22 protein-coding genes are annotated in these 18,049 nt (G+C 35.6%); 19 read left to right on the top strand and 3 right to left on the bottom strand.

Translation table 11 applies throughout. From position 1 onward, the window contains the following. Nucleotides 1–355: 355 nt before the first annotated feature. Entirely contained in the window at nucleotides 356–868 is a 513-nt protein-coding gene (locus KGI96_RS10015; RefSeq protein WP_211598689.1) for a DUF2569 domain-containing protein, read from the bottom strand. Between the two features lie 24 nt (nucleotides 869–892). After that, complete coding sequence (prfA, locus tag KGI96_RS10010; RefSeq protein WP_211598688.1) at nucleotides 893–1,969, bottom strand: peptide chain release factor 1; 1,077 nt, start codon at nucleotides 1,967–1,969, stop codon at nucleotides 893–895. 116 nt (nucleotides 1,970–2,085) lie between these two features. Here prfA and KGI96_RS10005 point away from each other — a divergent pair, with 116 nt between their 5' ends. Then, on the top strand, nucleotides 2,086–2,478 hold the full coding sequence (locus tag KGI96_RS10005) for a YchJ family protein (RefSeq protein WP_211598686.1): 393 nt from the start codon (nucleotides 2,086–2,088) through the stop codon (nucleotides 2,476–2,478). Between the two features lie 64 nt (nucleotides 2,479–2,542). Here KGI96_RS10005 and KGI96_RS10000 read toward each other — a convergent pair whose 3' ends face one another. Then, complete coding sequence (locus KGI96_RS10000) at nucleotides 2,543–3,577, bottom strand: YadA C-terminal domain-containing protein (protein WP_213156467.1); 1,035 nt, start codon at nucleotides 3,575–3,577, stop codon at nucleotides 2,543–2,545. Nucleotides 3,578–3,764: 187 nt separating this feature from the next. Between KGI96_RS10000 and KGI96_RS09995 the strand changes: the two genes are divergently transcribed. The 18 genes from KGI96_RS09995 to KGI96_RS09910 all read left to right on the top strand — a co-directional run bounded on the left by KGI96_RS09995 (nucleotide 3,765) and on the right by KGI96_RS09910 (nucleotide 18,041). Then, nucleotides 3,765–4,223 (top strand): phage virion morphogenesis protein, encoded by a 459-nt coding sequence (locus tag KGI96_RS09995; RefSeq protein WP_249111441.1) that lies wholly within the window; start codon nucleotides 3,765–3,767, stop codon nucleotides 4,221–4,223. 225 nt (nucleotides 4,224–4,448) lie between these two features. Then, a complete protein-coding gene (locus KGI96_RS09990; RefSeq protein ID WP_229577171.1) occupies nucleotides 4,449–5,405 on the top strand; it encodes a phage protease in 957 nt (318 codons plus the stop codon). A gap of 116 nt (nucleotides 5,406–5,521) precedes the next feature. After that, complete coding sequence (locus KGI96_RS09985; RefSeq protein WP_213156465.1) at nucleotides 5,522–6,442, top strand: Mu-like prophage major head subunit gpT family protein; 921 nt, start codon at nucleotides 5,522–5,524, stop codon at nucleotides 6,440–6,442. Between the two features lie 49 nt (nucleotides 6,443–6,491). Further along, a complete protein-coding gene (locus KGI96_RS09980) occupies nucleotides 6,492–6,818 on the top strand; it encodes a hypothetical protein (RefSeq protein WP_211598681.1) in 327 nt (108 codons plus the stop codon). A 5-nt stretch (nucleotides 6,819–6,823) separates the two neighbouring features. Then, entirely contained in the window at nucleotides 6,824–7,249 is a 426-nt protein-coding gene (locus KGI96_RS09975; RefSeq protein ID WP_211598678.1) for a gp436 family protein, read from the top strand. Continuing rightward, nucleotides 7,249–7,899, top strand: a complete 651-nt coding sequence (locus tag KGI96_RS09970) for a phage protein Gp37 (RefSeq protein WP_211598676.1) — start codon at nucleotides 7,249–7,251, stop codon at nucleotides 7,897–7,899. Before KGI96_RS09975 ends, KGI96_RS09970 begins: the two co-directional genes overlap by 1 nt. Further along, entirely contained in the window at nucleotides 7,889–8,068 is a 180-nt protein-coding gene (locus KGI96_RS09965) for a DUF2635 domain-containing protein (protein WP_211598674.1), read from the top strand. The genes KGI96_RS09970 and KGI96_RS09965 overlap by 11 nt, the downstream gene beginning before the upstream one ends. After that, nucleotides 8,068–9,486, top strand: coding sequence for a phage tail sheath subtilisin-like domain-containing protein (locus KGI96_RS09960; RefSeq protein WP_211598672.1), 1,419 nt, complete (start codon nucleotides 8,068–8,070; stop codon nucleotides 9,484–9,486). Before KGI96_RS09965 ends, KGI96_RS09960 begins: the two co-directional genes overlap by 1 nt. A 10-nt stretch (nucleotides 9,487–9,496) precedes the next feature. After that, nucleotides 9,497–9,868, top strand: coding sequence for a phage tail protein (locus KGI96_RS09955; RefSeq protein ID WP_211598664.1), 372 nt, complete (start codon nucleotides 9,497–9,499; stop codon nucleotides 9,866–9,868). Beyond that, entirely contained in the window at nucleotides 9,868–10,236 is a 369-nt protein-coding gene (locus KGI96_RS09950; RefSeq protein ID WP_229577169.1) for a hypothetical protein, read from the top strand. Before KGI96_RS09955 ends, KGI96_RS09950 begins: the two co-directional genes overlap by 1 nt. A 77-nt stretch (nucleotides 10,237–10,313) precedes the next feature. After that, the gene (locus KGI96_RS09945; protein ID WP_211598662.1) at nucleotides 10,314–10,451 is read left to right on the top strand and encodes a hypothetical protein; all 138 of its coding nucleotides are present in this window, start codon (nucleotides 10,314–10,316) and stop codon (nucleotides 10,449–10,451) included. Nucleotides 10,452–10,497: 46 nt separating this feature from the next. Further along, nucleotides 10,498–12,870: a phage tail tape measure protein gene (locus tag KGI96_RS09940; RefSeq protein ID WP_213156463.1), complete on the top strand. Its 2,373-nt coding sequence runs from the start codon at nucleotides 10,498–10,500 to the stop codon at nucleotides 12,868–12,870. Further along, nucleotides 12,870–14,249 carry a DNA circularization protein gene (locus KGI96_RS09935; RefSeq protein ID WP_211598658.1) on the top strand — a complete coding sequence of 460 codons (1,380 nt, stop codon included), beginning with the start codon at nucleotides 12,870–12,872 and terminating at the stop codon, nucleotides 14,247–14,249. The genes KGI96_RS09940 and KGI96_RS09935 overlap by 1 nt, the downstream gene beginning before the upstream one ends. 8 nt (nucleotides 14,250–14,257) lie before the next feature. Then, on the top strand, nucleotides 14,258–15,361 hold the full coding sequence (locus KGI96_RS09930; RefSeq protein ID WP_211598656.1) for a phage baseplate assembly protein: 1,104 nt from the start codon (nucleotides 14,258–14,260) through the stop codon (nucleotides 15,359–15,361). Then, entirely contained in the window at nucleotides 15,361–15,936 is a 576-nt protein-coding gene (locus KGI96_RS09925) for a phage baseplate assembly protein V (RefSeq protein ID WP_211598650.1), read from the top strand. Before KGI96_RS09930 ends, KGI96_RS09925 begins: the two co-directional genes overlap by 1 nt. Nucleotides 15,937–16,041: 105 nt before the next feature. After that, a complete protein-coding gene (locus tag KGI96_RS09920) occupies nucleotides 16,042–16,392 on the top strand; it encodes a phage GP46 family protein (protein WP_211598648.1) in 351 nt (116 codons plus the stop codon). A 12-nt stretch (nucleotides 16,393–16,404) separates the two neighbouring features. Then, nucleotides 16,405–17,466 carry a baseplate J/gp47 family protein gene (locus tag KGI96_RS09915; protein ID WP_211598646.1) on the top strand — a complete coding sequence of 354 codons (1,062 nt, stop codon included), beginning with the start codon at nucleotides 16,405–16,407 and terminating at the stop codon, nucleotides 17,464–17,466. Next, nucleotides 17,466–18,041: a YmfQ family protein gene (locus tag KGI96_RS09910; RefSeq protein WP_211598644.1), complete on the top strand. Its 576-nt coding sequence runs from the start codon at nucleotides 17,466–17,468 to the stop codon at nucleotides 18,039–18,041. Before KGI96_RS09915 ends, KGI96_RS09910 begins: the two co-directional genes overlap by 1 nt. Nucleotides 18,042–18,049: the final 8 nt, after the last annotated feature.

The raw sequence follows: 18,049 nt of genomic DNA, 5'->3' as shown, positions 1-18,049 counted from the left end.
TAGGATGATAAGATTTTCTGTTTAAGCGAATTTCATTCATTTTTTAATATAACCACCCATTGATGTATAAATATATTGTATAGACAGGGCAAGCCCTGTCTATATGTAAAATATTAAATGTGTAAATTTTCGATTTGATCTACCCGCTATATTGATGCCTAATAATGTTTTGTGATAATTTTTATATCGAGCAACGGGCGGATATACGCAAACAAGTTTGCTAATCACGCCCCTACATTAATAATGTAATCTATTGATTTTTATAAAAAATAAGCGGTAGGATTTATTCAAAAATTTGCAAATTGGGTGAATAAAGTGACCGCTTGTAATAATTAGTTTTCAAACACAGAGTTATTTATTCAATAGGTTTCTTTTCTACAAAGGTATTTTTTACCCTTTTTGAGTACTTAAGGTATGGAATCCATATAGCACAACTAATAATTAGCTTGATAATAGGTGTTATAGTTTCTTTATCAAAAAATTCACTATTAGGCATAAAACCATTCATAACAGAAAAACTTAAAAAAGTATCTGAAGTAACAAATCCTAAGTTAGCTAGTAATATATAAATATAATACTTTGGAAATTTATAATTTTTTGAAAAAAATAAAGCACATACATAAAACCACAAAAGTAGAAATATAATATTAAAAGTTAATTCAAAAATAAATAAAGGCATAAAGTAAGGAATATAATATTCAGAGTTTGTAGATGTAAATAACTCTAAATAACCGTCATTTAGAAAAGGGTAAAGATTTTGTGAAATAAAATAAATTATTTTAAGAAAGCTAAGAATAATGGTTATTCCTAATAAAACTAACCAGCCACCAATCTCTTGTGTTCTCTTTTTCTTAACTTCTAAAGACATATATTCCTTCTTTATTGAAAGTAATTATTCCGACAATGCCGCCAACTGATCCGCTTGATATTCAGTAATAATCGGCTGGATTAATTCTTCCATTTTGCCATTCATCACTTCATCTAAACGGTATAATGTTAAGTTGATACGGTGATCCGTTACACGACCTTGTGGGTAGTTATAAGTACGGATTTTATCACTGCGATCCCCTGAACCTAACAGGTTACGGCGAGTGTCTGCTTGTTGTGCAGCTTGACGTTCTTGCTCAGCTTGAACGATACGAGAGGCAAGCACCGACATTGCTTTGGCTTTGTTTTTGTGCTGTGAACGTTCGTCTTGACACTCAACCACGATACCTGTTGGTAAGTGAGTAATACGCACCGCAGAATCGGTGGTATTAACGTGCTGACCACCTGCCCCCGACGCACGGAAAGTATCAATTTTCAAATCAGATGGATTGATTTCTGGCAATTCTGATTCTGGTAACTCAGGCATAACCGCAACTGTACAAGCCGAAGTATGAATTCGTCCTTGCGATTCGGTTTTTGGTACACGTTGCACACGATGACCGCCTGACTCAAATTTCAACTTACCGTAAACGCTATCGCCACTGATTTTCACAATGATTTCTTTATATCCGCCTTGCTCACTTTCACTTGCCGATATTTCTTCGACACGCCAGCGTTGGTTTTCTGCGTAGCGAGAATACATACGGTATAAATCCCCCGCAAAAATCCCTGCTTCATCGCCACCCGTTCCTGCACGGATCTCTAAGTAACAATTATATTCATCATTTGGATCTTTTGGTAATAATAGAATTTGCAGTTGCTGTTCAAGTTCAGGAATTTGTGCTTCGCTTTCGGCAATTTCTTCTTCCGCCATTTCTTTCATTGTTGGATCGTTTAACAAGATTTTTGCTTCTTCAATATTTTCTTGTAATTGTTGCCATTGAGAAAAAGTTTTAACCACATCTTCAAGCTGTGAATATTCTTTTGAATAGGTTCGAAACTTGTCTTGATCACTGATAATACCCGCATCACCTAACAAAGCTTGTAATTCTTCATAACGTTCCGTTAGGCTTTCTAATTTTGTAATAATTGATTGTTTCATAATTTTATTTTCAGCTATTTTTTGTAAAATTTAATATAAAAATGACCGCTTATTGTAACGGAAAATCACCTAAATTGCTTGTATAATATTACTTTTTACTGTGGATAAAATCGAAAATGAATCATAAACCTTGCCCTTGTCAATCAAACAAAAGTTACGCCGAATGTTGCGAACCTTTTCATCAACACATCGCAAAACCACTCACCGCCGAACAGCTAATGCGTTCACGTTACAGTGCTTATACGCTGATCAATATTAATTATATTGTAGAAACCACCCTACCAAGTCAGCAAAAACACTTAGATAAATCCGCAATGGAACAATGGGCTAAAATGACTAAATGGTGTGGTTTAGAGATTGTGGCGCATAATCCTACGTTTGCTAAAAACAGAGCAACGGTAGAATTTAAGGCTTATTTCAAAACTGAGCAAAAAATAGCAGAACACCACGAATTATCGCTTTTTATTTATAAAGGGAATAAATGGTATTTTGTGGATCCGAATGTATAAAAAACCTCTTAACACTAAAAATAGTCCTAAGAGGTATAAAATTTTAAATAAATACAATTTTTATTTAGAATGAGTAAGAAACACCGCCACCTACTGATAATTGTGAACCAGCTAAGCCTACTGAAAGTTTCATTGCGGTTCCATTTTCATAATAACGCCCTACACCTGCTGCAAGTGCTGTTTTCTGATCATAATGACCAATACCAATACCAACAGTTGTTTTCCCTACAATAGCAGGAAGAGGGATATTTGACATAGCAGCAATACTTGCAATACCTCTACTACTGGTATTACGATTATGCTTCACTTTATTATTTACTTGATTGTAACGGTTATTTAGATCAGTTTTAATATGGTTAATTTCATTAGTATTATTTCTAATAAGATTTGTATTTGTAGAGAGCAATTGCTGTGTACCTCTTACATTTTCTAGTACATCACGAGTACTTTTCTCAACAACTTTTGTTTTTTCTTTAACTTGATTGATTTCTACTCCATAATCATTCACTTTTTGAGTTATATTTTTTACTTCTTTTTGCAAACCTTGATTATTTTTTCCTATAATTTCGATTTGCTTCTTATCTTGCTCAATTTCCTTTTTGTTTTTAGCGATTGTTTCTTTTGCTTCTTTATAATTTGAACTTCTTTCAACAACAGTATCTGCTGTTTTTTCAAGTATATTATTTGTTGCTTTTACTACTTCATTAGGTATATTATAAATAGTATTGATAAATGCACCAGGAAGGCTCTCTTCTGAAATATTTCTAATTTGAGCAGCATTATCAATAATACTTGTTACTTCTTTTCCTAAATCAGAAGATAACTTTATCACTTTACTAATTTTCCCATTTGCAAGACTTTCTCCTAAACCAAATATTCTACCGATGAAACCACTATTAGGATTAATGATATCACCTTTTAATAGTTCCCCGATTGTTTCTTTATGACGGTATAAAGTGGCTGGAATATTTGCAGTATGATAAATAATATTTGAGATATTTAATGCAATATTTGGTTTGGCTGCTTCAACTGCAAAAGAGGTATTTGAGAGAGAGAAACTCATTAGTATAGCTAATGAAAGTTTATTTATTTTTGTCATATATGTATCCTTACATAAATTTCGCTAAAAAAATAGCCACCAAGTAGGGCTGGGGGCTCCTACACACATTCCCAAGCACTGTTTCAGCTTTTCGACCGCGAACCCAGATTCATCGCTTTTTTAGTAGCTGGCCAAAATATAACAAGGTTTAAATTAAAAATCAATAGAAATAAGTCAGGAAGTAAAAATGATCATTAAAGTGAAATTAAATAATGCCGATACAGTAACTGCTTTATTAAATAAGTTAGCTGATAAAACTGATAATCGCAAAGCGTTAATGGGTGTGCTTGCAATCCGAATGGAAAAAGCGGTATTGCAAAATTTCGAGGAAGAAGGTCGCCCAAAATGGTTGGGCATAAAACCACGTCGTCCAAGAAAAGACAGAGATGGAAATGCTATTGAAAGAGACGGCAAGATATTAAATGATACAGGTGTTTTAAAAAATAGTATTACCGCTGCTTTTGATAATGATTCGGCAACGGTTGGCACAAACCTTCAATATGCCACTATTCATCAATTCGGCGGAATGGCTGGTCGTAATAAAAAAGTTAAAATTCCTGCACGCCCTTTTTTAACTTTAACCTCCGAAGACGAAAAAGATATTATTGATGATATTCAGACCTATTTTAGAAATCTAATTAAATAGCCCTAAAACGCCCATTAAGGGCGTTATTTTTTAATTGATATAATTTAACGAATAACTTTTTTTAAAATTTTTTAAAGCGGTTTTAAAACGTTTTAAAAAGGGTTTTAACTTCTTATCAATAACAATTCTTTATTTTTAAGCATAATCTGGTGCTGAACCCCATCCTCTCTTTTACTTTATTCCTTTTCGCTATTCTACAACCATCAAACGAATATGAGGTTTTTTATGGCGACAACACTTAATCCTATTGCGTGTAATTTTGAAATTGATCCAAAAGTGAATGGGCGTATCCAGCTTTTTCCGTTTGGGCGTTTCTATCCGCAAGATGGACGTAAAGAAGGCAAAGGGGGCTGGTATGTAGATGATTCTAATGGGTATGCGTTAGCGGAACAAATCAATTCACTTCCAATTCGCTTGATGATTGATTATGAACATCAGACGCTTTTTATCAAAGAGAACGGAAAAGAAAATCCAGCCGCAGGCTGGTTTATCAAAACAGAATACATTTCAGGGCAAGGTATCTTTGTTGATGTGGAATGGACAGAAAAAGCCCATTCTCAAATCAAAAATAAAGAGTATCGTTATATTTCACCTCTTTTCTTTGCTGACAAAGATGGAAAAGTTGTTGAGGTTATCAATGCAGCATTAACAAACCGCCCTGCTCTTCATAACTTAGATGAAGCTTTGGCTTTATCTGAACGCTTAAATCAAACAAAGGACAATTCAATGAACTTCAAAGATTTACTAATTAAGCTTTTTGCATTAGGTGCTGATGCAACAGATGAGCAAATAGAAGCACAAGTAACAGCATTATCGAAACAAGCAACAGATTCTAAAGTTGCATTAAGTGCTGTTTATGATGAACTTGCAAAAAACACTCAACAAGTGACCGCTTTATCAGCACAGGTTGAATCAGCAAAAGCAACTAATCCCGACCCTGCTAAATACGTAGCACTTTCTGATTTGCAGACTGTTCAAACTGAGTTAAATAATTTCAAGGCTCAGGTACAACAAGAAAAATGCGAATCGTTAATTCAAACCGCTCTTTCTGATGGACGTTTGTTACCTGCTCAGAAGCAGTGGGCTGAAGATTTGGGTAAAAACAATCTTACAGCGTTATCTGATTATTTGAAAACAGTAACCCCGAATAGTGCTTTAAAAGGTACACAATCAGGTGGTTAAGATCCAAATAAAAAAGAACCTGTTGCGTTATCAGCAGGTGAACTTGCAGCGGCTCGTTCGTTGGGTATGACGGCTGAGGAATATGCAAAAGAATATAAAACAGAAGGAGATAAATAATGAGTTTTAAAAAATCAGAATTGTTAAAAGCGTTAGATGTTGCTTTACGTAAAGAGTTTCACGGTGGTTTAGGCTTAATAAAACCACAATGGAATGATGTTGCAATGCGAGTGCCTTCAAATACATTGGTTAATACTTACGGCTTTTTATCACAATTTCCTAAAATGAAAGAGTGGGTTGGCACACGTACTATCAATAATATGCAGGCACAAGCAACACAAATTGAGAATAAAACGTTTGAATCAACGGTTGCTATTCCACGTACCAATATTGAAGATGATCAATCAGGGGTTTTCTTAGATGTGGCAAAACAAGCAGGTCAAAGTGCAGCGGAATTACCTGATGATTTGGTGTTTGGGATTTTAAGCAAGGGTAAAAGCACCTTGTGTTATGACGGTCAAAACTTCTTTGATACTGACCACCCTGTTTATGAAAATGTTGATGGCACAGGTTCGCATAAAACACAGAGCAATTTAACCACAGGCTCAACCTCTGAGGCGTTACCGTTTTATATTTTTGACACAACCAATTCGATTAAGCCGTTAATTTGGCAGGAACGCACTAAACCTGAAATTGAAACGAAGTTTGATCCGAGCAAATCCGATAAAGTCTTTATGGAAGATGTGTATTTGTGGGGTGTGCGTGCGCGTGGTAATGCAGGTTTTGGCTTCTGGCAACTCGCTCATCGTGTAGAACAAACGGAATTCACAGCTGAAAACATTATGAGTATTGTGGCAACAATGCAATCCCTTAAAGGCGATGGTGGCAAGTTGTTAAATATTCGTCCTAATGTGATTTTAGTTCCACCAGCACTTGAATTTAAAGCTCGTCAGATTTGTGAAGCTGACATTATTGGTGGCACAACCAATGTGTTAAAAGGTCGTTTAAAAGTAATGGTGAGTTCTCAAATTATTGAGTAATTAATTTAAGGCAGATTTCTGCCTTATTAAAGATAAAGAGGATAAAAAAATGACTAAGAAAAAAACCAAAAATAAAGAACAACAAATTCAAGAACAGCAAACTCAAGAGCCAGAGGTTCCAAAAACTGAAGTCCAAAAACAACAAAATCAGACAAAAACCGTTTGTGAAACAACAGGAATGAATGTTGTAGAAGTCGATTTTAAAGCGATTGAAGTAACCTTACGTTCAACTCACCCAAATGAAAGCTATGGGCGTGCGGGGTATCGTTTCTTCAAAGATAAAGCGGTGCTTATTGAAGCAGAAGATGTCGATATAGATTTGCTTAATACTCTTGAAACCGATCCTTATTTGGCGGTTGAGTTTATTGCGGAGTAATTATTATGTACGCAAACACAGACGATTTTTTAAAACGAGTGGGTGAGCAAGAAGCGATTGAACTCACGGATAGAGAAATGACTGGTGAAGTCAATATTGAAGTACTTAATACAGCATTAAGTGATTCATCTAGTCAAGTGGATGGTTATTTAGCGGGGCGTTATCGCTTACCACTTAAAACGATACCGCAAAACTTAGTACGAATTTGTTGTGACTTGGCTCGTTATCGTCTGTGTAGTATGTCTTCTCATTTAATTACTGATGAAGTCATTGAACGTTATAAGTTATCACTTAAAGAGCTTGAAAATATTAGCAAAGGCGTTGTTTCATTGGGGATTACTAACACTGATGAAAACACTAACACGGATAATGGCGAATTTTCAGTGCAATTTTTTAATGGCAATAATCGTATATTTAAGAGAGATCGTTAATGATTACTAAGATTGAAAACGCATTGATTGAACGACTAAAAAAAGGTTTGGGAAAGCTAGTTTATTCAGTGGATAGTTACTCTGGTGAAATTGATGATACTCAATTAAATGTACGTCGTTTACCGCTTTGTTTAGTTTCTTATGGTGGCTCAAACTTCGACACAATGGGAGCAACTAGCAGAGGTAAACGCTATAAAACATCAAGCTCTTTTGTTGTTTTAGTCTTAGCTCGTTCATTGCGTTCAGGTACTGCAAGCAGAAAGGGAGGAATCACTAAAAATGAAATTGGTGTTAATCAACTTGCACAAGCAGTGAAGTATTTATTAGTTAATCAAACATTAAATGGACTTGTTGACTTTATTAAACCAAAACGCATTCGTACGATTTTAAATAATGCAGAAATTCGTTCAGAGCGTTTATCTGCTCTTTCTTTAGAGTTTGAAATTAAATATACCGAGCAAGATTTCTTAGAAGATGGGCGTTTTCCAGAGGGAGAGAAAGAATGGGAAACGATTTTTAAAACATATCAAGGGCAATTAGATGATCCATTGCCTGATTTAAAAAGGATTGGGGGCGAGATTTTTGACCCTAGTCTTAAAAATGTCAAACAACCTTTTGTTGTAGAACTAGGAGAAAAAAATGAAAGTTAAAGCAATTAATGGTGTGAAAGTGCCTTTTGAACATCGTCCACATCAATATATTGAGCAAGAAGTCGTTGAGGTTGAAAACTCGGTTTATTACCAACGTCGTATTGCAGATGGTGACTTGGTAAAAGTTACCGAAACTCAAACTAAAGCAAAAAATAAAGAGGTGAAATAATGACAGATTCTACCAATATTGAATTTGAAAAAATTCCTCGTTCAATTCGTAAGCCTGGTGTTTATACAGAATACAATAACAAAGATGCAGTCAGTACGTTACCAATTAATGAGCAAGAAGTCTTAATTATTGCTCCGATGTTAGGCGGTGATAGTGATTTTACTAAGCCAGTTAAAGTTTTTTCTGATGTAGAAGCGGAGAAATTATTTGGTGCAGGCTCAACGGCTCATTTGATGTCACGTCAAGCTATCTCTAATAATGAGTTAATTCGTTTATCAGTAATGGGTATTCGTGACCATAGTGCTGGTATTAAAGCCAGTGGTTCGGTTACATTTAATTCAACTGTAACCAGCGCTGGATTAGTGACGGTTGCTATTGCAGGAAAAAACTATCAAATCGCAGCAGAAAAAGGCGAAGAAGCAACGGCTATTGCAAGTCGCTTAGAAGCGGTGATTAATAGTTCACTTTATTGTCCTGTTGTAGCGAGTACCAATGAAAAGGTATTGACTTTAACTGCAAAAGAAAAAGGGGAGATTGGAAATGAAATTGCATTATCAGCATACACCACAGCACAGAGTTTAGATATTGAATTATCTGCATTTAGCGGTGGTCAGCGTAATGCTCAGATTGAATCAGCCCTTGCTAGTATAGCAGGTAAGCATTATCACATTATTATTTCTGCATTTTCTGATGCTGAAAATACCAAAGCACTACGTACTCATTTAGAAAATATGTCATCGCCAATTGAAAAGAAACCTGCGATTGGTGTGCTTGGTTTTCGTGGTTCACTAGCTCAAGCAACCACACTTGGTGAAAGTTTAAACTCGGAGCGATTAACCATTGCTTGGTATAAAGGGGCAATTGAATCTAATGCGATATTAGCTGCGGGTTATGGTGCGGTGATTGCTTATGAAGAAGACCCTGCAAGACCACTGAATACACTTGAAATTAAAGGTCTGACATTAACGGATGATTCTCAAAAACCGACATTTAGTGAATTTAATCAAGCTCTATTTAATGGAGTAACTCCTCTTGAGGTTGTAGGTCCTCGTGTTCAGATTGTGCGTGCAATTACGACTTATCGTAAAAATGTAACAGGTACAGATGACCCAAGCTGGTTAGATTTAACATCTATCCGCACGATGGACTATGTACGCAAAGCTGTTGAAACACGTTTAAATCTACGTTTTCCACGTGAGAAATTACACGATAAAAAAGTACCAAAAGTACGCTCGGAAATTCTTGATGTGTTGTATCGCTTGGAAGCAGTGGAAATTATCGAAAATGTCGATAAACACAAAAAACGTTTAATTGTGGTGCGTAATCCAAATGATGTGAATCGTGTTGATACCAAAATTCCATCTGATGTGGTCAATGGATTGCACGTTTTAGCCAACCAAATTGATTTAATTCTATAAGGGGGATTAGATGGCAGAAGTATATGCAGGCTCGGCAGTTTTAGAGGTAGATGGGCGTGAAATTGAAATTACTAAACTGGATGTAAAAAAACAGACAGGGCGAAAACTAGTAAAAACAATGAATAGTAGCGGTCACGCACAGGGTTTTTCAAAAGGGATTAGTGAATATTCTCTTAATGTATCCGCAATTGTTCCGCTTGATACTCAAATTATTTGGGAATATATCGAAGATGCAAAAATAACTGTATTCCCATTAGGTCACGATGAAAAACGTACTTCATACTTGGGTTGTTTTACAACTGAAGTGGGACAAAGCTATACTGTTGATGGTGAAGCCACTATTGATATTACGATGAACGCATTGAAAGAGGTTAAAGAATAATGGGAAAATTAAATTTTGGTTTGTCTTTTAACGGCAAAATTCACAAAGATTTTTCAGTTAAATTACTGACGGTCGGCGGAAATTGTAAAGCACAGGAAGTGCTGGCTGATTTAGGGATTGAGCCTGAAAGTGAATCTCTTCGTGATAGAACCATTGTGGATATGGCTCACTTGGTTGAACAAGTCGATATATCAGGCATTCCAAAATCAGCATTAACCGTTGATTTTATGCTTGAAAATTTAGTTGATGAGGATTATTGGCTTATTTTAGAAGCATTGGTTGAATTAAGAAAAAAGCGCTTAGGCGATATGGTAATCCAAACAACAAGCGTTTCCCTAACAGAGCCACACATTCACAAAACAGAGTAAAAGAGGCGTTTAAGCAATATCAACAAGCGGTAATTCTATTTGCAAAATTTGGTTTTAATCCGACCGCTATCTGGGAGATGCCTTTGCTTGAAATGACAAGCTGGGTGGAAAACTATTTAGAAAGTGAAGGCGTTAAACAAAATGTTGCACCTGCGATGGATAATGTAACGCATTATGTGTTTACACGGCGAAAAAAGAAATCAAAAGGGGCTTAATGCCCCTTTTTTATAGGTTTAAAACGGTTTTAAAGAGGGTTTAAAAATGGCAAATGATATGAAGGTTCAGCTTGAATTAAGCGTTAAAGACAATGCATCAAAAAGATTAAAAAAAGTCGCCCAAGAAGCTGAGAAAAGTTTTCAAAACACCGAAGATGCTGCGGTTAAAAGCGGTAAGGAACAGGTTAAAACAGAAGAGAAAGTTGCGAAAAAGGTTGAAGAAACACAACACATAAAAGAGTTGGCTTCACAACGTGCTTTGCGTACTGCTCAGAAAATTTCAAGAAGTCGTGAACAATTAGGGGTTCGTAGTGAACGCTCTGTTCAGCGTGAAATTCGTCGCTCTCAAATGAGTTATGAACGCTTAAAACGTAGTGGACTGGCTAGTGCAAATGAATTAAAACGTGCTTTTGCTGCACATAAACAGCAAATTAAATCATTAAATGCTGAAATGGGCAAAATGTCTTTTGGTGATAGAACTCGTGGAATTGGTCGTGGTGCAATGGCTGTGGGAACGGGTATTACAGCAGGTGCAATGGTTATGCGTGAACCTAGTCGTAACCAAATGAGTTTTGAACGCCGTTTAGCAATGGTTTCCAATACGGCTTTTTCAGAACGAGGTGTTGAGGGACGTATAGCAGGTAAAAAAGAGCTATTTAATGCGGTAGAAAATGCGGTAAATATTGGCGGAGGTTCAAAAGAGGATGCCCTTGCTTCACTTGATACTTTACTTGCCAGTGGTTCGGTGGATGCTAAAACTGCAATGGATCTATTACCGACTTTACAAAAGGGGGCAGTTGCAACGGGGGCAAGTCCAGAAGATTTAGCCCGTATTGCTATTTCATCAATGCAACAATTTAATATTGATCCAAAAGAAATTGGGCGAGTATTAGATATGGCTGTTGCTGCAGGTCAAGCTGGTAATTTTGAGCTTGCTGATATGGCTCGTTGGTTGCCACAACAAATGGCAGCGGCTAAAAATGCAGGTTTAACAGGAATGGATGGTTTACAAACATTATTAGTTGCAAACCAACAGGCGCGAGTAACAGCAGGAACAAGTGATGAAGCAGGAAATAATTTAGTTAATCTTCTCGCTAAAATTACATCAAAAGAAACGAATGAGCGTTTTAAAAATTTAAAATATAAAGATCCAAAAACAGGAGAGGAAAAAGGCATTGATTTTCTTGCTTCGATGGAAAAATACAAAAGCAAAGGAATGAACTCATTAGAAGCTTTTGGTGCAATTATGGAAGATGTTATAGGAAATGATGATAAATACAAAGCTCTTAAAGAAAAATTAAAAACAGCAAAAGGCAAAGAGCAAGAAGAGTTACTTAATCAAATGACTAATTTAGTCGAAGGTTCAGCTGTTGGTAAAATTATTTCAGATAGACAAGCATTAATGGCATTTTTAGGTATTCGCAATAATGTTAATCTAGGAAAAAACGTTGAAAAAAAAGTACAAAATAGTGATGGGGATGTTGATGTGTCTCATAAAGTGATTGCTGATACGAATGATGCAAAAGTAAAAAAACTACAAAATACAGCTGACTTCACTCAGATGAAAAACTTTGAAAAAGTGAATAATATACTTGGGGATTTAAGTGAAACATTAGCAGATTATGGAAAAGAATATCCTGAATTATCTAAGTATATCATTGGTACTAAAGATGCTGTTATTACATTTGGTGCTGCATTAGCTGGATTTAGTTTAATGAGTATGGCTGGGGGAAAAAATCCTGTTGTTACTGGAAATATTGTTAAAAGCCTGGTACCAACTAGTATTGCGAGTAAATTTGCTCCTAGCGTTATTCAAAAAGTTGCTCCTAGTGTCGCAAGTAATGTTGCACGAGGTATTGCAACAGGAGCATCAACACTTTCTAACTTTGCTTTATTTGGCTATGCAGCAGCTGAGGGGAAAATTCCTTATGATGCACGACGTGAGGCTGAAGAAGAGAAACGTGCTGAAGCTAAAAAAGCATTTCAACAATCTTATGAAAAATCTTCACAAGTTAAACATTCATTGGGATTTCAAGCCGCACCTTATGCACCAATAAAAAGTAGCGGTATCAATTATCACGGAGGTTATTCAATTTCAGCTTTGCAACATAATAGCGAGGTAGCAAAAGAGCGATTAAAACAGGGGACGTTAAGCCAAGATGATTATGATAAACGGATTTTGAAAAATGAACAGCAAATCAGATCCATTGTTAGACCTCAAAATAATATGTCTGAAATGCCAGATTATCATAATTATATTCAAGGGCTAACTCAAACCATTTCAGATGGATTTAAAGCAATTAACAACCAAACCCATACAATTAAGAACTTTATTACACTGGAAATGGATGGGCGAGTTATCACAGAAATAACATCTACTAAACTTTATAATATGGATAAAAGAATGGGGGTATCATAATGAGCGGTTGGACGGTACCAATTCAACACGCCAGTTTTAAAGGTGTACGATTTGATGTGTTATCTGTTGATGATACTTTTGAACAAGCATTAGTTGAACATAGTTACCCTTTTATCAATGGAGCTGATTTAGAATGTATGGGATTTAACCCTGAGAATGTAACCTTAAAAGCGATTTTGTATGGCGAGGGTTATTTTGTCGATTATCAAAAATTTCTTAATTTAATGCAGGATAGTTCAAAAGGGTTGTTGGTTCATCCTGTGCGTGGGCGTATGCAGGATATGGTGTTATATTCTGCTCGACTAAGTCACGAAGCAGACAATATTGATTATGTCGCACTTGATTTAAGTTTTAAGAAAACAGGTAAGCCACAGCCAATTTTTGTGTTTCACTCGGTCATTTCTAAAATTGATGCACTGTTGTTACAAATTGAAGAGTTTGAAGATAATCTTACCGCTTTATTTGCTTCTTATATGCAAATAGTCAGCTTTGCTTTTAATAGTAAAACGAGATTATTAAACGTTTGGGGGGCATTATTTGGCTGTGCTAAACAAGTTGTTGAACTTTTTGATTTTGCTGAAGATGATTTCTCGCTAATTAAAATAAATGATGATTTTGTTTCTTTGGATTCGATTTTTAATAAAAGTATTAATAAAGCAGAATTTAAAGACAGTTCAACACAAGCTATTTCTGTTATTCATAAGATAATTGAGAGCAATATCACTGCCATTTCTGAGCAACCTTGTTTAACTGTTATTTCTAATTTTAATGATGTTTGTCGTGCAATTGATGATGTTTTAAAAATACCTCAGCAACTAGTCAATTTTGGTAATGAAAGCGTTGAAAACAAACGAACATCATTACGTTCATTAAGTAGCTCATTAAGTGAAAATGATGTAAAAGAATTAACTTGTGCTGTGCATTTAAGTTGCTCTATCGCACTAAGTAAAGTTGTCGTTAATCTTTTTGAGCAACATAGTGAAAATTTAATTCCCTCTGAAGTTGAAGTAATCACGACTGCATTAAGGTTAAATTTAGTTAAAACCCTTAATGTCATTCGTCATTTACAAAATGAGATGGAAAAAACAAGCAGTTTAACAGCAGGACAATTAAATACAGCAAATTACAGCTTGTCACATAAAACGGGCGAGTCTATTCGTAATATTGCAAGCGAAATAATGGAACTGGCTATTTTAACGATAAATAAAAAACCACCAATGATTATCAAAGAATGTAAGATTAACGGTACATTACAGCAGGTTTCACATTTATTTTACGGTGATTATCGTCGCTCTGGTGAGTTGCTGAAGTTAAACCCACAGATTAGACAACCGAATTTTATTAAGCAAGGTACGTTGCTTAATTGTTATTCAAAATAGGTGGCAATATGATTAAAAACGATATTGTTGTAGAAATTGACGGTAAACAGCATAAAGACTGGAAAAGCTATGATATTGATAGTGATTTCTTAATTGCTGCAGATGCCTTTTCTTTTGACTTGGGTATCACTTCTGATGTAACTAAAATTGAAGATTTGACCTGGAAAGAAGCAAAAGTAATGATTAATGGAGAGACTGTGCTTACTGGTATTGTTGATACTACATCACGAAATACCACTAAACATAGTCGTGGTTATTCAATTAATGGCAGAGATAGAGCCTCTATTCTTGTTGATTGCTCAGCACCTATAACTAACGTAAAAGGACTAACGGTTTTTGATGCAGTTAAGAAAATAGTTAAACCGTTGGGGATTACCAAAGTTACCTTAAAAGCTGAGAAAAACCCTACTTTAGATAAGGTGGATATTGAAATTGGTGAAACTGCTTGGACTGCAATTATGCGTTGTGCAAACTCCGCAGGTTTACATTGCTGGTTTGACTCTGACGGTACTTTAATTGTTGGGGGGGCTGATTATTCATCGCCACCCGTTGCAACATTACAATGTGTTAAAAACGGTAAGAATAATAATTTTTCTGAAATTAATGAAGTTCGTGATATTTCTCAAAGTTATTCAGAGGTAACTTTTCTTGCTCAAAAACACGGTCGCTCAAATGATTCATCAAAACACGATCTAAAATGGGTTTATAAAGACCCTAATGTTAAAATATACAAACAAAAAACTGTTGTGCTTAGTGATATTGAGAACTTAGAAGCATTAAAAAAGGCTGCTAAAAAATGGTTATCAGATAGAAAACTGGAAGAACTAACATTAACTATTACTGTTCCAGATCATAAAACTCAAGACGGTGTATTGTGGAAAGCGGGACAACGTGTTCATATTATTTCTGATGAGTATGATATTGATGCAATCTTTTTTTTAATGGGACGACGTTTTATGCTCTCTAGAAGTGGTGGAACACAAACAGAATTACGTTTTAAAGAAGACGGTGTTTGGACACCTGACGCTTATACAAAAAAATCTGAAAAGGCACGTAAGCGTAAGGGAAAAGGAAAACGTGATCGTGAATTAATTGTGCTAGGTGGTGATTAATGAAAAGATATCTAGATAAACAGCGTTCAGTTGCTCAAGATGTTAAAAATGGTGTCCGTTCTGCTTTTCGTGGGGTGTTAAATTTAGTTAAAAGCAAGCCAAAAATTCAGCTAGTTCAAGTTTCAGGATTGGCTGATGAAACATTGCAGGATGTTGAGATGATGCAACAATTCGGTTTTACTTCTCGACCGCCTAAAGATACTGAGTGTATTGTAGTTCCATTGGGCGGCAATACTTCACACGGTATTGTTATTGCAACTGAAAACGGATCATTTCGTGTTAAAAACTTGAAAGATGGTGAAGTAGCAGTTTATGATAAAAGTGGTAGTTCAATCATTTTAAAACAAGGTCGGTTAATAGATGTTGATTGTGACACTTTTAGATTAAATTGTAAAAAATATGAGGTTACAGCAACAGAAGGTGCAACAATCAATGCGAACACAACGAATAATGGTAATTTAGATATTAGTGGAGTTTCAACGGCTAAAGATCATGTTTCTAATGGTGTAAGCGGTGAGAAACATAATCATAAAAGCCCAGAAACAGGTGCTTTAACAAGTGAGCCTGTCAAGTGATAACAAGCGGTATGATTTTTACTAGAATTTACACATTTTAATCATACCGCTAGTGCTGAACCCCCTCCTCTCTTTCTCTATCCCTATTTTAATTATTATTCGATTATGGACAGAGAAATTAACCCACAAACCCGAGATTATTCGGGAAAACAAATTAACACATTGCAAAATGCGGTTTATATCAGGCTTACTAAACCTCTCGGATTTTGGTGGGCGGATAAATCGCTTGGTTCTTTACTTCATACATTAAATCGTGAAAAAGACTTAAAACGTGTTGGTTTGTTATCTCAGCAATATGCAGAAGAAGCATTGCAACCATTGGTTGATGATGGGCGAGCAAAAGAAATTATCGTTACTCATACACAACCAAATGATGGCTACCTTTTCCTACATATAAAAGTCACTGACAATCGCGGTGAATTATTTGAATTTAAACACCCTGTAAAAGTTATTTAAAGAGGTTTTAAAATGTATATTGTTCCCAGTTTAGAAGAAATTCGAGATCAAATTTTACGTGATTTAAAATCTCTTTGTCATAATGCTGACACAAGCGTTGATTCAGATAATTATGCACGGGCTTCCGCTTTAGCGGCAACTGCAGAGGGGATTTATTCTCATCAAAAATGGTTGGTTAAACAAATCTTTCCTGATACTGCAGATACTGATTTTTTGGAAAAACACGCAAGTTTACGAGGTTTAAGGCGTAAAAATGGGACTTATGCAGTCGGTCAAGCACTGATTAAAGGTGAAGCAGGCTCAGAAATTACAACAGGACTTCAAATTAAATCAGCAGATGGTCGTTTTTATACTACAAAACAATCTACCGTGATTACTACTGACGGCACTGTCAATGTTGCTGTTAATTCATTGGAAATAGGTAGCTCACAAAATATTAATACAACAACCACTGGGCAATTTATGTCTGCTCCCGCAGGCGTTTCATCTGAAGTTGTTTTAAGCAACATAAACGGGGGAACAGATGCAGAAACAGATGCAGAGTTATTAGAGCGTTTACTTGAAGTTATTCGCAGACCAGCGGCTGGTGGCAATAAATATGATTATAGACGCTGGGCGATAAGTGTTGAAGGCGTGACTAATGCTTATGTTTATCCGTTGCGCAGAGGGCTTGGCACTGTTGATATCGCTATTACTGCAAGCAATGGTTTACCCAGTGATGATACTGTCGAACGATGTCAAAATTATATTGATGATGTTCGCCCTGTGACCGCGAAAGAATCAAGAGTTGTTAAGCCTGATGTTACTCTCGTTGATTTTAATATCACTGTTAAATATGTTGATTCAACACTCACAAAAGTAACAAATTCAATTAAAGAGGCATTAAAAACGTATTTTGATTCATTGATACCAGGGGATGATTTAATTGTTTCTCAATGTGAAGCAATTGTTAGTGATTTAGTGAATGTGGTAGATAGACGCTTTACTACTCCAACACTAAATAGAAAAGCCGATATTATTAATAAAATAGAATGGTTTAGGCTTGGTGAAGTGGTTGTAACGGAGATGGAATAATGAAGCATAAACAGGTCTTATCAACACTCTATCCGCCCGTTTCTTATGACACAAATGGTGAAAATTTTCTTATTCAATGCGAGGTCGATGGTAATGCGTTTGATAGATTGCACGCCAGTGCTAACAATGTATTAAATGCTATTCATCCCAAGACGTCTGGTGAGATGATTGCTGATTGGGAAAGAATGCTAGGGCTTGAAATAGACTTAAATAAATCTTATGCAGAAAGAGTGAACAAAGTCATTATTAAACTAAATGCAATCGGTGGGCTTTCCATTCCTTATTTTATAAAACTCGCTGAAAGTATAGGGGTTGAAATTCAAATTAAAGAATTTTCGCCACTTCAAAATGATTTACCAAATGTGGGGGATATCCCTATTCAAAATTCTCCAACCGAAACACTAATTTTTATGTGGCGAGTTACGGTGTTAAATGGCGATGACAATATTATTTACTTCAGAGCAGGACAATCAACGGCAGGCAATAGATTAGTTGAATTTGGGGATCGTATTGTTGAAGAATTTTTTAAAGATTTAAAACCTGCTCATACTTACTGTTATTTTGCTTATAAATAGAGAGATAA

The sequence above is a fragment of the Phocoenobacter atlanticus subsp. cyclopteri genome (assembly GCF_018343795.1).
Taxonomy (GTDB): Bacteria; Pseudomonadota; Gammaproteobacteria; order Enterobacterales; family Pasteurellaceae; genus Phocoenobacter; species Phocoenobacter atlanticus.
This window is presented reverse-complemented; position numbering and strand designations above follow the sequence as displayed.